This window comes from Psychromonas sp. MME2 (genome assembly GCF_040566515.1).
GTDB lineage: Bacteria > Pseudomonadota > Gammaproteobacteria > Enterobacterales > Psychromonadaceae > Psychromonas.
In genome coordinates this window covers 321403-336058 of the sequence record NZ_JBEWXI010000015.1, presented here as the reverse complement: position 1 = coordinate 336058, position 14656 = coordinate 321403, and the positions used below count along the sequence as shown (strand labels likewise).

Below are 14656 nucleotides of genomic sequence, written 5' to 3'. Positions count from 1 at the left end.
ATCATATTAAACGATATATATCAACAAGTTAGTGAAAAGCATTATTGGTTTAATTCTTGCTAGTATTGAATAAACATAACAATTTTGTCGCATAATATTACCAACCTAACCAATGAGTGAACAATCTCTGCGTATTACTGGTAAGCCTGCTTTGAGAACAATAAATGATAAAAAACAAGACCACAGGGCTAATTTTAGAGCCCTTTTTCCAACCTATCATCAATGTTGAAAATGGTTTAATCGCCTATAATGAGGTCCTTGCAAGGATAAAAAATAATAAGAATAATTACATTTCAGCTGGTAGTATTTTTTCATCTGAAAACCTCCCCATTGATAAACGAATATGCTTTGATAAACAAGTGAGAAACAAAGCATTGGAGAAATTTAAAACCTATGATGGCAATGCACGTTTATCGATAAATATATCACCTTCATGGTTTTCATTACATGCCCCCCATCTGCAACTTAAAAGCTATGAAGTCCCAACATTGAGTATGCTTAAAGAGTGCGGTATTGATCCGAGTCGGATTATCATAGAATTAACCGAATATGATGGCGATAAAGATCTCATTAACCATTTTGTTCGTTCCTATCGCGAAATGGGCATTCAAGTCGCGATCGATGATTTTGGTACTGGTTTTTCTCAAATAGAACGTTTGCTTGAAATTGAGCCTGATATCATCAAGCTAGACATGGCGTTATTTCAACGCTCATTAGTTAGCAACTATACCCAAGATTTAATTGAAGTTTTTGCGAATTTCGCTAAAAAAAGAGGCATCGTCCTAATTTTTGAGGGAATAGAAACGCCGCAACAGTATGATGTTGCAGTGAGTTCTGGAGCACAGTTTGTACAGGGGTACCTGTTTTCACCTGCACGAGCTAAATTTTATAACGATGGATATTTTGTAAACGATATTCATTCACTAAATTACTCTGGCATAGCCGTTTAAATACAAAGACAAATATAACGCCCCATCCAACGAACAATAACCCCATTTCACGCGAAATGTTTTGTTAAACGCCATTTCGAATAGTGGCGCGAGACAGCACAATAGGTAATGGGGTTTCACTTTTAGCGTTACAACACCGCACTGATTTTGAGCTAATACAATCGGATTAAGTATGTGATCTTAATTTGAGGCGTAAGTTGACGAAAATGGTTGTTCTCTTTGCGAAACTGACAACAAAAAAGTAAGTTATTTTAACCAGTAAAATAGATCAGCTATTTATTTCTATTGGTATAACACTCCGTAGGCAGAGCAAATCTTTTTTTTATCTACTCATTCATATTTGTTAAATAAATGCTAGCTTGCAGTGAACTGCTTTCCCTGGTGCTTAATGGTTCAATTTGTGCAACGGGTTACTGCAATCAGTGCAATGCTAACATCCATTTATTGCTCACCTAAATAGGTTAAAAGATGCAAGGGATTAATATTATGCGCCCTGTTTTGACACCTCAAATCGTCCAATTAACTGGTTCAAACGTAAAATGGCATTTTTTACTAATGTGGTACGACGCAGCAATTGCTGAGATGATATTTCCATTGTGGCAGTAGTGTTTTGCGCCTCCTTTGCGGTTGTACCATGTTGCTGGCTATTACTGGCAATTTGATTCATCGTCTCGAACATATTTTCAACTGCTTGTTTTAACTGTAAACTACGCTCACCTGAGTCTAAGGCAAAATCATCTTTATCTACATTTTTAACGCCTTGCTGCATATATTTCACCGCCATTTCCGATTCCTGGCTTAGTTTTTTAGTTATATTACCAATGTGGTTCGCTGCCTGTGATGTTTTAGTCGCGAGATTACGTACCTCATCAGCGACCACTGAAAAGCCCCGCCCATGTTCACCTGCTCGTGCAGCTTCAATCGCAGCATTTAATGCAAGTAAATTAGTTTGTTCGGTAATTTCTGTTATCAATCCGACGATGGCACCAATCTCTTTCATCTGCCCATTAACATCATTAACACTTTGCGCTGACGCTAATACAATTTCTTTTATCTTAGCGGTCGTACTCACGGCCTGTTCGTATTCTTGCTGTGATTTAGCCACCTCTTCACGCATCAGCTCCTGCATAATTTGTGCAGAAATAGTCGCATTGGCTATTTCATCCTGTTGTCCACTTGATAACTCCAACAACGATCCAATTGAATGGCCCATTGCCTTACTCGCACTATCGACACGGCTACAACGGCGTAACATAGATTCGCTCACTTCATTAACTTCACTCGAAGCGTGAATCATCTCACGAACCATATTATCGAGGTTATCTATAAAACTGTTTATCCAACGCCCCAAATCGCCTGATTCGTCCGCACTGAGCTCACCAGTCGCAAAACGTTGTTTTAAATTAGCCTCCCCTTCTGCGAGCATTTGAATGACTTCTATCATATGTTGTAGTCGCTTGGTGATGGGCTTGATTGCAGCGAAACTTAACCAAGCAATGCCAATTAATGACGTTAACAACAACAGCGAATTAGCTTGTATCGCAGAAAGCGTAAATAGACTATTCGCAATTACGCTACTTAATACAGGGAAGGCCATTGCTAGTGCAATCTTTTTACCAAGTTTGTAGGTTAAAGAACGATGCCGATAGACTTCTTCTAAATCAGCTTCACACATCATCCCCCATATATCAGGTGAACCCTGTAACTGAAACGTAACCCCTTTTCCTATTACTGGAATATGGCGATAATCAGAATATCCCGGATAGCTAACATAAAGGTTTTCACCGTTACGTATAGTCTCTCTTACACCTGGATGCAGCTGTTCTGTCGCAGGATCGGTAAATCTAATCTCAAATTCAGTATGGTTATTGACTCGTACGGTCCCCCACTGAGTAGTAACACCCGATTTTAGATTTTCCCCGTGGAAAAAGTGTTATCTTCAAATCGCGAGCGTGAAAGTGCAGTGCCAGATTGAATGGAGGGATCAAGTTTAGAGTCAACCATAAATATATAGTTATCGCCCGATTCACTATATACATGCCCAGCTTCACGCTGAATAAGATCTCCCATGACATCATTAGGTACCCGGCCACAGAGGCAACCAATCACTTCATCATCTACTTTAAGTGGTTGATAGAACATGAGTGTAACCGCATCATGGAAAGACGAACTGGATGCCCCAATAGATTTCGTTAGTTGATCAATGTAGGGACCATGTAAAAATGGCGCTTGCATGCCATTGTCTAATATTTTGCGATCAACTTGACGCCCTTGAAATGTAGTACAACTTGAACTTCCAACACTCCCATCCGCATAAACGATAAATAACTCAGATAAATCATTATTTCGTTTTACTAATGCCTGCAAAGCATTCGGCCATTCACTGTTATTTTTTGAAGTAATATATAGCGCGGCATCTGCTAAAAAATGCCACTGTGTATTAACCCAAGATTCTAAAATACGCACACGTGTATTAGCAATGCTGGTAAATGTTTTCGCTAAGGCCGCTTCTCGTCCTCGGTTCAGCCAACACGCTTTTTTCATTGCTAGCTTTCCAGTTGCTCCAAATAGGGGTAACCAATGACGCTCTTTGGTTGTTAAATCCATTTTTTTGTCCCATAAGATTATTTAATTTGAGAAGCAAATAGCAAATTAGATACCAAAAAAATCGCCTTCAAGCAGACACAACTTAACAACCTAAAAAGCAAACAACAACAGTTCAATAAATATACCAATTGATAGAATTAACAAACGATACAGTTCGATAGACGTCTCATTTTAAGCAATCTATAATCAACTCAATATCTTCTGAATTGTTATAAATGCAACAATAGTGTGCGCAGTCGCACATTAGCGCACCGTAACAGTGCAAAACACCTAAATATAAATATGCCGTTAAACCGTGTTAATCTATACAATATTTTCAGTTTATTAAAATCATCGATTAAGGATCCACCAATGCGTAAAATTTTTTCACTGTTAATCGCCGGCATTATTATAATGCCTATACATAACAGCGATGCTACTACAGATACAAAACAAACCGATACCGTATTGATTGAAGAAAATAGCAATTGGAAAGATGCCAAAGAATCAACCAATCAAGCCGTACAAAAAAGTACAGAGGCGGCTAAAGATGTGTGGCAAGCCACTAAAAAATCTTCCAGTGAAATATTAAAAGAGGGGCAAGAAAAATCAGCAAAAATTTGGCAATCAACTAAACAAGGCTCACAGGAACTTTGGTCAGATAGTAAAGAAACCACACAAGATATTTGGGATAAATTAAAACGAGAGAGTGAAAAAGCTTGGCAAAAAAGTAATAAGAAAATTGATGAACTAATGGATGAACCAGCCACTGAGCCAGTTACAAATGAGCAGGAGATACGTATATAATCTTTTTTGTACATTTTTCAGACGCGCGCGCGCAAAAAAACAACAAACAAACTAGAAAGTTAAAAGAAGTGTTGACACTTTATAAGGGATAAAGCAAAATCACCTCGCTTTCAAAGCAAAGGAAATAACGCTCGCTTAACTCAGTTGGTAGAGTGCCGCCATGACATGGCGTAGGTCACTGGTTCGAGTCCAGTAGCGAGCACCATTTTCTTGTCTCAGAACTTCTATCATCATCTTTTCTATCCTTTTGAAACATGTAAAAACAACATCTTAAGAGATATCTCAGTCTATTCGCATCTATTGACGTTTTGTAAAATCCACGCTCTAAGGTAACACTGAACAACCACAAGAGACGATGTTACCATGGCTAAGAAAACTACTCCTCTTACAGCAACACAAATAGTAGCTAAATTGACTACGCCACTACACACTTATATTAATGAAAGAAATGAACAACCGACTTTTAAGGGGGAATTTAAATGAATATGTATGATGACTAGGTAAATATCGTGTTTACATCCCGCTTTCTTATACCATTTTAAGCTCTTAATTGACATCTTTCTATAAGTAATAAAATATGAAGTAATTGTAATGACATCCTATTAGGTAGCTAATTTGATTATTAAAAATAAAGATCCTCTTACCAGTACAGATAGAAGAAAGATTGCTGGTGACAAACAAGAGCAAGATGTAGCATTCTTCCTGCGCCGTGCTTTTAAAAATACTGAAAATGTATTTGTATTTAACGATTTGCGCATTAAATATAATGATGAAGTTGCGCAAATAGACCATCTAGTTTTATACGTTTATGGTTTTATCCTCATAGAATCAAAAAGTATTACCGGTCAAGTATCCGTTAATAGCGATGAAGAATGGTCACGAAGCTATAATGGTAAATGGTCAGGAATGCCTTCACCTATTAAACAAGTTCAATTACAAGAGCGATTACTACGTGAATTACTCTATGAAAAACGAGAATCCATGTTAGATAAAATCCTGTTTGGCAAGCTTCAAACTGGTTTTGGAGGGCGTCTTTGGGACCATTTTTGTGCAATTTCGAGTAATGCAATTGTTCAGCGTGAAAACATGCCTAAACAAGTATCAAAAAAACTGGTTAAATCAGAGTTCATTTTAGATAAACTAAATAAAATCATACCAGGTACTATTAAAAACAGTCTTTATAAATTTTCTAGTCAACCATGGTTTACCCCTGAAGAAATGCAAAAAATATGTGACTTTCTATTAGCTCAACATCAATCTGCCCATCCAATAAAACGGGTTGTAGAACCACAACCAGAAAGTCAAACTACAAACACAGTACATACTCCAACAACGGTACCGAACATCGCAAAAGTTTCACCTGATTCAGCGATAGCGCCATTAAGTTGTAAGAAATGTCATGCAATAGATAACCTACAACCAGCTTGGGGGAAATTTGGCTATTACGTTAAATGTTGTGCATGTGAAACAAATACAGCAATGAAAACCCACTGCCCAGCTTGCTCAGGTAAAAACACAAAAGTAAGCAAGAAAAAAACGCTATACAGCCTAATTTGCCAAGATTGTAATGAAAGTAGGGTCATCCTTGTTCAAAGTTAAAATAAATACAAACCATTAAATATGCACCTACTGCCTTATTGAATGGATTTTCGAAAACTCAATTTGTAGTGATACTGTGGTCTTGGCCTCCTTAATAGAGGTGGTATTATTGAACTCGATTATTTTAAAAGAGATTAAAATAAGTAGAACAGGCAAGTCTAAAGGTATACTAGATACCTCACAATACGGTTATGTGGTTCAATAACGTTTACAATATTATTGCAAACGTTATATTTCTATACAGTTTAACCTGTTTGCTAACGCCCTGTCAGCTGAAATGCTGCCCAGTAATAGGGATGCTGATTATAGTTGGCTTTGACTTCAAGTTGTGCCTTTTTGAGTGCTAAGCGTTTATCGCCCCCATTACCCATATTCGCATAAAAGCTCTGCATTAATTGGCTGGTTGCCTGATCATCTACTTTCCATAAACTCGAAATGATACTGTTGCTTCCTGCATAGAGAAAACCACGTGTAAAACCGACCACATCATCCCCATTATCTACCCTGCCTAATCCGGTTTCACAAGCAGATAATGTGACTAGTTCCGCATTAAGGCTCAATTCATAGAGCTCCCGTACCGTTAATATGCCATCATTTTCTCTATCCTTCGCCAATAATAAACCGGAAGTAAGCGGTGCATCGGGTTCAAATATGCCATGTGAAGCAAAATGGATCACTTTATACTGGGCAGCGTTTTGTTTAACTTGAGTTTCAGTTGCCGCGTCGTTCAGTAACAGACTTGCCCCCGGCTGCTGCGCGGCAATAGCTTTCGCTTCTTGCTCCGCACCGGGCAACGCCAACTTAACATCATCTAGCTCAGGGTTACCAAGTACTAATAATGGTTGTGGTGCAGTAATGCGTTTATTCAAAAAGGCTAACACTGAAGCACTCGGTAAAATACTGATATCATATTTATCAATCATAAAATCACGGCCATTGTAGAGTGCATTGAATGGTAAATAATGGAGCGGCCCATGGGGAATAATGATCAATTTTGACGTATTAATATCACTTAATAAGGGTAAAAAAAGTCGTTGATAAAGTAAATTAGCATTATGTTGGTAAGCCGTGTTGCCGTTTTGCTGTAAGTCACTACGAAAATCGCTGACTATCTCAGTTAAACTAGTCCCGTTAAGCGTAGCCACCTTGATTGCATTACGAGTAAGTAAAAAAGCAAACAGCTGTGTGTTAGTTCCGTAAAATTCAAGCAATGTTTCGTCGCTTCGCAAACGCTTTTGTAAATCAGCAACCTCAGGTGTCGCAACCGTCACTAAAGAGGCTAACTCTGGCTCTGAACTTACAAGCTGTTGTTGTTTTTTACGTAATAATCCACGATCTGCACTGCGACTTCGGCCGCTTGTCTCACTATAATCAGCTGTTGTTAGCGCTGAATCAATCTTACTGATTTGCGCCAATAACTCAGTAGGCTGGTGATCGAGATTTTTGGGTGCAAAATCCTGTTTACTTGCCAATGTATCAATGAGTGCACGGGCTTTACTGCGTTCCACATAGGAAAACGCTTGGTCTAGTTTGCCCTGTTTAATCAGCAGCGTTACCATACTTTGATAAACGGTTTCTTTATTGCCAACATAACCAATTTTAGAAGCTTCGGTATTAATCGAGGCTCGCTGCTGTTCAATCACATCAATAGATTGTTGATAATAGATAAATGCCTGATCGGGGCGGTCAAATTGTTCTGCTATCACGCCAAGATCGTAAAGTAATTGATAATATACTCCTTGACGATTAAGTAACTGTGTCGAGTGATTAGCTTTATTTTCTGCATCAAACGTTAAATTATTATAAAGTTGTACTATCGGCGTGTCAGACTTTTCATGGCTGTATAAGAGGCTAAGATAAATATTTTCAGCCTCTTCAAGTTTACCCTTGCCTTGTGCTATTTTACCTAGCATATAGGTTTCGTCGAAATGGAATGGATTTGTGGTTTCCGCGCCCTCGCCCAGTAATTCATTTATGCCTAATGTTGTAATCGCATCGAGTGTACGCACTAGGCTATCTTTAAAGGTTGCAGAAAAAAATAACGCTTGTTGCGCTTTATTATAATCACCTAAAGCAAGATAGATACGCGCCTTACTAGCGTGTTTTATTTTGACATCCTTTGGCATTTCCTCAAGAAGCATAGAAGAAAAGGTGAGGCAATCAATTTCATCAGCAATTGCTAATGCTTCATCACGAAAACCTAGTTGCGCTGCTGCAACCGCACCATTGGCATGCATACGGGCTATATTTTCTATTTCAGATCCAGAGATTAAACTTTCGATACCAAACATTATTTCTACTGCACATTCATCATCATCGGCAAAGGCACTATACTCTCGGGCAAGTTTGTAGCTGTTATATGCTTCTTTATAGTTGCCTAATTCGAGAAAAATGGCTGTGTTAAAACGATTATATTTATGCAAAACCCTTCGTTTGTATATGATTGGATCTTCTCGGTTTGCAACCGTTTTTAACATTTCATTTTTCCATAGCTGCACACATTGTTGAGCTTTAGAAAAATCACTTACCGTCTGATAGGATTGACACAGTGGGAACAAAAAATCCCAATGAAACTCCCACTCCTTAGGTTCCACATCTGCCCAACGTTCAAATTCACCTATTTCATGTGAAAACTTTTCAATAGCAATACGATGATGACCTTCAACGGATTTTCTACCAATATCCATTGTCGCAGTCGAACAACCAGCTAATGTTAAGCCAGCTAAAAGTAATAAATGCTTTTTTTTCATTATCGAAGAGGTCCATTCTTTCTGTATTTTTAAAAACCATCCATGGTGTAACGGATAAAAATCCGTTATAAATAAACAGCATCACCATAGAATTTTATTTGTTATAGTAAACAAAGTCATTTAACCACACAAATACAACGGTTAAATTTTAGGTAATTACCACGTAAAAAACTCGAAATAGAATAAAAATCACAGGATGTTTCATTTGTGGTACATAATGTATTTTTTAGCTTGCATTAAATTTAATTTAGGAATATTGTTAAGCAACTTAATCATTAAGAAGCTTAACAAATGAATAAAAACCAACTTACCACTGCGGTATTACGTGAAATAGCGATTATCCATGAAAAAATGGATACGCACTTGAAACAAAAGTTACCGGTTAATTTGCCTCCATCTCAATTCAAATTACTTAATCACCTTATCTATAGCACTAATACCAATGAATCATCGAGTGAGCTAGCAGCACTCTTTCATGTGAGTTTGTCGGCTATGAGTCAAATAGTTAAACAACTTATCCATAAAGGTTATGTCTCTCTACAGGTTCGTGACCATGATGCTAGACAAAAAAAGATAATTATTACAGAGCAAGGTCGATTAGCGCATGAACATGCGACTGGCTTAATTTATTTCGATCTTAATAGGTTTGCATCTAAATTTAATCAAGCTGATATGCAGCAACTTTTTAGTTTAATTCATCACTTTCGTCTTGAGTTTGAAAAATAAACATAACCAGGGATATTATTATGGATAAGGACTTATTAAATACAAACCAACTTGATTCCAAAAAGGTTAGTAAAAATAGCCGACACTGGGTAAGTATTAATCTTATCGGTGCTTTGATGGGGCTTAGTGTTACAGGCATTATTTCCTATATCATGGGATACAACGCGACAATTGCTGGCATACATACTTGGTTAGGTATTGTTTTTATAGCCCTGATGATATTCCACTTACGCAATAATCTTAAAAGCATTTTTTCCTATGTAGCACAGTCTAAAGGAAAGCGTTGCTTCACTATAAGCATCGTGATCATGTTGAGTATTACATTGGGAGTGATCTTCTCCATTCCCCCTTTTAGCAGCGTAATAACATTTGGACAAGATCTACATAAAAGCATGACGATTAGTGAAGGAAGTTACCAAAAATTAACGACACATATTGGCGATACAGGCATTCCTATTACAATTGAAATACGCAAAGGTGCATATTACGAATCAGAGCCACAATTACTCTTTTTAGGGTTAACCTATACCACAGTACCTCAGGTGGCATTTTGGGTAGAAGATTTAGCAGGCAATTACATTGATACTTTATATGTAAGTCAAAAAATGAGTAATAGTCATTTTGTGCCAACTGACGAGCTATTTAGCTTAGTTAGTCGCCCTGAAGCACTCCCCTATTGGGCTCATCAGCGAGGTGTTAAATATAATAATACACAAATGGTACCGGATGTTGATAATAGTGATTTAGATGGAATGACTGGTGCAACACCGCTCGGAGATTATCAACTCAGTAGTAAAGTAAACAGTACGTTACGCCGATTTAAGGTGATGATGGAAATTAATCGATCATATGATTTCAATTCGCATTACAGTAAAGACAAATATCCAGAAGATCCCGTTTACAGTGGGTTAGGTGCTTCTGGTCAACCGTCGTTGATTTATGCTGCCTACATCGATTTAGATATCGCTCAAAAAACGTATATTATGGATGTCATTGGCCATGGTCATTTCTCTGGAGCAAATGGTATGCTTTATAGTGATATGACAGGCATCGATACAGCTTTGCAGTTAGTTAAACGCGTCATCATTGATATTTAATATCGTAATCTATACTCTTTATTATTGTATTTTACAGCCAACACTTATGTTGCTAAGGAGCTTTAATGTCTACCACTAACCAATTAATGCTCTTTTGGGATGTTGTGCAACAGGGCTCATTCACTAAAGCTGCCACGTTAAATAATTTAGACAATTCTGCGCTTTCCAAACAGATTAAGAAATTAGAAAGTGAGCTTGGAGTACAATTGCTTAACCGTTCAACGCGTTCTTTTTCTCTGACCTGTGCCGGCGAAGAAATTTTACAAGAAGCACAAACCATTAAAAATTCACTTCACAATATTCAATCTATTGCACGCGCTTACCAGTCAGAGCCAAAAGGTATTTTACGCATAACCTCACCGATTTACTTTGGTGACCAATACCTCCAGCCAGTCATCTCTCAATTCATGAAAAAATATCCTCAAGTCGAAATAGTGCATGCGCTTAATGACAGAAAATTTGACATCATATCGGGTAAATTTGATTTGGCATTTCGCTTAGGAAAACTCGCTGATTCTAGCCTGTACGCTAAAAAAATAGCCGATACACACTTTGTTTTATTAGCAGCAAATTCATTTGTTGCAGATTTAGGTTCACCGACAACAGTACCAGATCTTATTAGTCTGCCTGCTGTCATTTATAGCAATGGCGACGTAACGCTGGATCAACTGAAAATCTGTAATCCTGCAATAGATAGTCACTCTATCACTTATAAAATGACAGGGAGCTACAAAGTAAGTGATGTTAGAACATTAATCAAAGCGGTCCAAGATGGCCTTGGCTATGCCTTAGTCGATTTATCGAATTTAACCAAACCACTTTGTGAATTGGGTCTGACACAATTACTGCCTGATCATGATATTTCGACGATGGATACTGCTATTTATGCGATCTATCCACATGTAAAACGTACCATGATAACGCAGGAATTCATCAAAGCTGTGCAAGCATACATTGGTATGCCTGCGCGTTGGGAAGTCTATTTATAAATGACAATAAACTTAAAGTACCATTAACACATCTTGCATCGCTAACCGAGCTTTAGGAAGGCCATAATTGTAATCTTCCTCCTGTAAGCTATACCCCATCGCCAAAGCGACATCACACTGAAAGCCCGCAAGCTCTTCCTTGAAGATTTTGCCAATTAATTGAGAATCAACTCCTTCCATTGGCGTTGAAGCAATGCCCAAACGTGCAAGCACATGTAATGTGTTGCCCAGTGCTAAATATGTCTGTGCTTTTGTCCAATGGCCATTAAATCCTGTTGCATCGGTATTGGTTTGGACAAATGAAAATGCGCCATTGAGCATGGTGTCATACATAGACGCTGGTAGATGACCTGATGAGACTTCCGCATCGACGACTTTTTTATAATCATCTAAGCTATAATGCGGATTATGGGCGAATAATATAATATGCGATGCCGCTTTGGCATGAGGTTGATTAAATTGGTGCATATTTGCAAAAGTATCATGAAAACGTTGTTTAGCTTGTTCACTTTCAATAATAATAAATTTCCATGGTTGTGAATTAATTGAAGAAGCTGATAAGCAAAGCGCCTCTTTTATCACATCCATATTCTCATCTGAAATGCGTTTAGATGGATCATATTTTTTTGCAGTATAACGGCTATTTAAGTCAGTGATTATTTGATGCGGCATTTAACGTCTCCTGAAACATATAAGTAATAGCGGTATTGTAAGCGGCTAACCTGCAAGCTTAAAGAGCAAGGATAGCCAAATACTTTAGTCGTTTATGTCCATAATGCAGCAAATTGGTTTTGCGTTTGAATATTCTTAATGCGATTAACTCCTGTGTTTGCATCGTCATAATAATATCAAACAATTGATTACTTGTATGTTGGGTAATCGATATAGCCTTCTTCGCCACCACCATATAGGGTTAAGCGCGCATCTGCATCAAATTCATTTAAGGGCCAATTATGTACAAAACGGTCGACTAAGTCAGGATTAGTGACGTATGGGGTTCCAAAGGCAACGAGATCTGCCAAATTGTTATCCAAGATTACTTGTGCACGTTGTTTACTGAGTTTACCTGCAACCATGATTGGATTCGGATAAACATGACGTACATCATAACGGAACTGCGCTGGTACTTCCGTATAACGGGAAATGTTCTCTGAAAAATGCACATAGGCTAAATTTAGAGGTGCCATTTGTTTAAGGACTTTTAATACCACCTCAATAATTTCAGGATCTTCATTAGCGAAACCTTCAGTAACGTGTGGAGAAACACGTATAGCGACTTTATCTCCACCAATTTCATTCACGACCGCTTGTAGTGTATCGAGCATAAAGCGTATACGATTCTCTTGGCTACCACCATATTGATCTGTTCTGTGATTGCTTTCTAATCGCATAAATGTATCAAATAAATAACCGTGAGCCGCATGTATTTCAACACCATCAAAACCAGCTAACATCGCATTTTTACTCGCTTGTACAAAATCTGCAATGGTATTATTAATATCAGCTATGCTCATCGCTTTTGGACACTCTGTCTCTATCATCCCAAAACCACCATCCGGCAAAGGCCCAAATACTTGGTCTGGTACTTTAACTGCAGAAGGGGCCAATGGTTGAAGACCTGAAATAGTTGAATGGCTGCGTCGTCCAACATGCCAAAGCTGGATAAATACTTTACCACCCTGCTCATGCACAGCATCAGTAACTTTTTTCCACCCGTCAATTTGTGCTTGAGTGTAAATACCCGGTGTCATTGAGTAACCACGCCCAACGGCAGAGATGGGCGCACCTTCGGTTACTATTAAACCTGCATTAGCGCGCTGTTTGTAATAGGTTGCCATCATTTCATTTGGAATATCACCAGGCTGAGTCGTACGTGATCGCGTCATCGGTGCCATCACAATACGATTTTTGGTGCTGAAGGTTGCATTATTTGTAAATGGTTTAAATAACTGTTTATTCCTCAAATTAATATTCAGGATAATCGGTTAGACCGTGTTCATTGCCACCAAACAATGTCTCTGCGTCATGCTCTGCTAGTGGGTACCCCTGTTTAATTCGATTGGGGAGATCTGGGTTTGCCACAAATGGACGACCAAAGCCAATCATATCGGCAAGTCCAGAGGCAATAGCTTGCTCTGCTTTTTCTCCATTATATCGCCCCGCATAAATCAATACGCCTTGATAGGCTTTACGAAGTCCTTGTTTAAATGAGATTGGGGTATCTGGTGCATCGTCCCAATCCACTTCCGCAATATGTAAGTAGGCAATATTATGCGTGTTAAGTAACGCTGCTGCCGCTGTATAGGTGACAACGGGATTATCATCAAGTGTGCCATTTAATGTGGTAAGCGGGGCAAGCCGAACGCCAACGCGATCTGCACCAATGGCATCGACTAAGGCTGTAACAACTTGATCAAGAAAACGCAAACGATTCTCTAAGCAACCACCATATTGATCAACGCGATGATTTGCCTGTGAATCAATAAATTGATTGATTAAGTAACCATTGGCAGCATGTAACTCAATGCCATCAAAGCCAGCCTCGATTGCATTTAGGGCTGCTTGTCGATATTGCCCGGTAACTTCATCTATATCCGCTTGTGTCATAGCGCGTGGCGTTGTCACTGCAACAAATCCGGGTTGATCTGTGCCGTTATCAACAAATACCTTTACATTTTCAGCGGCAATAGCGGATGAGGAAATAGGTTGTGCTCCGCCAATATTATCAGGGTGTGTTACACGACCTACATGCCACAACTGTGCAAAGATAGTCCCACCTTTAGCATGCACTGCAGCGGTAACTTTTTTCCATCCTGCTATCTGATCTGGGGTGTAAATACCAGGCGTCCAAGCGTAACCTTTACCGATGGCAGATATTTGCGTTCCTTCAGAAACAATTAACCCAGCGCTAGCTCGTTGAGCATAATAGGTCGCCATCATCTCATTGGCGATATCTCCTGTTTGGCTGGCCCGTGAACGGGTCATTGGTGGCATAACAATACGATTATTAAGAGTAAGTTTACCCAATGAAATAGAGCTAAAAAGTGAAGTTGTCATAATATATCCCCCAAAAATGTTGAAAGACATATTACCCGATCAATAGCAGAACATTGATAGCGATAATCACAAATAGTTTTTGTGCAAACTGCAAC

12 protein-coding genes and 1 tRNA gene are annotated in these 14656 nt (G+C 38.6%); 7 read left to right on the top strand and 6 right to left on the bottom strand.

Annotated elements, in window-relative coordinates:
• Positions 1 to 164 precede the first annotated feature (164 nt).
• Entirely contained in the window at positions 165 to 950 is a 786-nt protein-coding gene (locus AB1A03_RS16930; protein WP_354625765.1) for an EAL domain-containing protein, read from the top strand.
• Between the two features lie 484 nt (positions 951 to 1434).
• Here AB1A03_RS16930 and AB1A03_RS16925 read toward each other — a convergent pair whose 3' ends face one another.
• Both AB1A03_RS16925 and AB1A03_RS16920 read right to left on the bottom strand, forming a co-directional pair.
• Entirely contained in the window at positions 1435 to 2625 is a 1191-nt protein-coding gene (locus AB1A03_RS16925) for a methyl-accepting chemotaxis protein (protein ID WP_354625764.1), read from the bottom strand.
• Between the two features lie 233 nt (positions 2626 to 2858).
• Entirely contained in the window at positions 2859 to 3557 is a 699-nt protein-coding gene (locus tag AB1A03_RS16920; RefSeq protein ID WP_354625763.1) for a hypothetical protein, read from the bottom strand.
• Between the two features lie 351 nt (positions 3558 to 3908).
• On the opposite strand from AB1A03_RS16920, the gene AB1A03_RS16915 reads away from it, so the two are divergent.
• From AB1A03_RS16915 to AB1A03_RS16905, 3 genes are all read left to right on the top strand, one after another.
• On the top strand, positions 3909 to 4343 hold the full coding sequence (locus tag AB1A03_RS16915; RefSeq protein WP_354625762.1) for a hypothetical protein: 435 nt from the start codon (positions 3909 to 3911) through the stop codon (positions 4341 to 4343).
• Between the two features lie 129 nt (positions 4344 to 4472).
• A tRNA-Val gene (locus AB1A03_RS16910) sits at positions 4473 to 4548 on the top strand.
• Positions 4549 to 4958: 410 nt separating this feature from the next.
• Positions 4959 to 5942: a nuclease-related domain-containing protein gene (locus tag AB1A03_RS16905; protein ID WP_354625761.1), complete on the top strand. Its 984-nt coding sequence runs from the start codon at positions 4959 to 4961 to the stop codon at positions 5940 to 5942.
• Between the two features lie 257 nt (positions 5943 to 6199).
• Here the strand turns inward: AB1A03_RS16905 and AB1A03_RS16900 are convergent, their stop codons facing one another.
• On the bottom strand, positions 6200 to 8692 hold the full coding sequence (locus AB1A03_RS16900) for a CHAT domain-containing protein (RefSeq protein WP_354625760.1): 2493 nt from the start codon (positions 8690 to 8692) through the stop codon (positions 6200 to 6202).
• A 291-nt stretch (positions 8693 to 8983) separates the two neighbouring features.
• Here AB1A03_RS16900 and AB1A03_RS16895 point away from each other — a divergent pair, with 291 nt between their 5' ends.
• The 3 genes from AB1A03_RS16895 to AB1A03_RS16885 all read left to right on the top strand — a co-directional run bounded on the left by AB1A03_RS16895 (position 8984) and on the right by AB1A03_RS16885 (position 11504).
• Positions 8984 to 9418, top strand: a complete 435-nt coding sequence (locus tag AB1A03_RS16895; RefSeq protein WP_354625759.1) for a MarR family winged helix-turn-helix transcriptional regulator — start codon at positions 8984 to 8986, stop codon at positions 9416 to 9418.
• A gap of 20 nt (positions 9419 to 9438) precedes the next feature.
• The gene (locus AB1A03_RS16890; protein WP_354625758.1) at positions 9439 to 10515 is read left to right on the top strand and encodes a DUF4405 domain-containing protein; all 1077 of its coding nucleotides are present in this window, start codon (positions 9439 to 9441) and stop codon (positions 10513 to 10515) included.
• 65 nt (positions 10516 to 10580) lie between these two features.
• Positions 10581 to 11504 (top strand): LysR family transcriptional regulator, encoded by a 924-nt coding sequence (locus AB1A03_RS16885; RefSeq protein ID WP_354625757.1) that lies wholly within the window; start codon positions 10581 to 10583, stop codon positions 11502 to 11504.
• A 12-nt stretch (positions 11505 to 11516) separates the two neighbouring features.
• Here AB1A03_RS16885 and AB1A03_RS16880 read toward each other — a convergent pair whose 3' ends face one another.
• From AB1A03_RS16880 to AB1A03_RS16870, 3 genes are all read right to left on the bottom strand, one after another.
• The gene (locus AB1A03_RS16880) at positions 11517 to 12176 is read right to left on the bottom strand and encodes an NAD(P)H-dependent oxidoreductase (RefSeq protein ID WP_354625756.1); all 660 of its coding nucleotides are present in this window, start codon (positions 12174 to 12176) and stop codon (positions 11517 to 11519) included.
• A gap of 188 nt (positions 12177 to 12364) precedes the next feature.
• Complete coding sequence (locus AB1A03_RS16875) at positions 12365 to 13468, bottom strand: alkene reductase (protein WP_354625755.1); 1104 nt, start codon at positions 13466 to 13468, stop codon at positions 12365 to 12367.
• 1 nt (position 13469) lies between these two features.
• Positions 13470 to 14561: an alkene reductase gene (locus AB1A03_RS16870; RefSeq protein WP_354625754.1), complete on the bottom strand. Its 1092-nt coding sequence runs from the start codon at positions 14559 to 14561 to the stop codon at positions 13470 to 13472.
• Positions 14562 to 14656 lie beyond the last annotated feature (95 nt).

Excerpts from the sequence above, each read along its gene's own strand:
- AB1A03_RS16890 (WP_354625758.1), top strand. The coding sequence starts at position 9,439 with ATGGATAAGGACTTATTAAATACAAACCAACTTGATTCCAAAAAGGTT.
- AB1A03_RS16880 (WP_354625756.1), bottom strand. The coding sequence starts at position 12,176 with ATGCCGCATCAAATAATCACTGACTTAAATAGCCGTTATACTGCAAAA.
- AB1A03_RS16915 (WP_354625762.1), top strand. The coding sequence starts at position 3,909 with ATGCGTAAAATTTTTTCACTGTTAATCGCCGGCATTATTATAATGCCT.
- AB1A03_RS16885 (WP_354625757.1), top strand. The coding sequence starts at position 10,581 with ATGTCTACCACTAACCAATTAATGCTCTTTTGGGATGTTGTGCAACAG.
- AB1A03_RS16870 (WP_354625754.1), bottom strand. The coding sequence starts at position 14,561 with ATGACAACTTCACTTTTTAGCTCTATTTCATTGGGTAAACTTACTCTT.
- AB1A03_RS16920 (WP_354625763.1), bottom strand. The coding sequence starts at position 3,557 with ATGGATTTAACAACCAAAGAGCGTCATTGGTTACCCCTATTTGGAGCA.
- AB1A03_RS16900 (WP_354625760.1), bottom strand. The coding sequence starts at position 8,692 with ATGAAAAAAAAGCATTTATTACTTTTAGCTGGCTTAACATTAGCTGGT.
- AB1A03_RS16930 (WP_354625765.1), top strand. The coding sequence starts at position 165 with ATGATAAAAAACAAGACCACAGGGCTAATTTTAGAGCCCTTTTTCCAA.
- AB1A03_RS16895 (WP_354625759.1), top strand. The coding sequence starts at position 8,984 with ATGAATAAAAACCAACTTACCACTGCGGTATTACGTGAAATAGCGATT.
- AB1A03_RS16925 (WP_354625764.1), bottom strand. The coding sequence starts at position 2,625 with ATGTGTGAAGCTGATTTAGAAGAAGTCTATCGGCATCGTTCTTTAACC.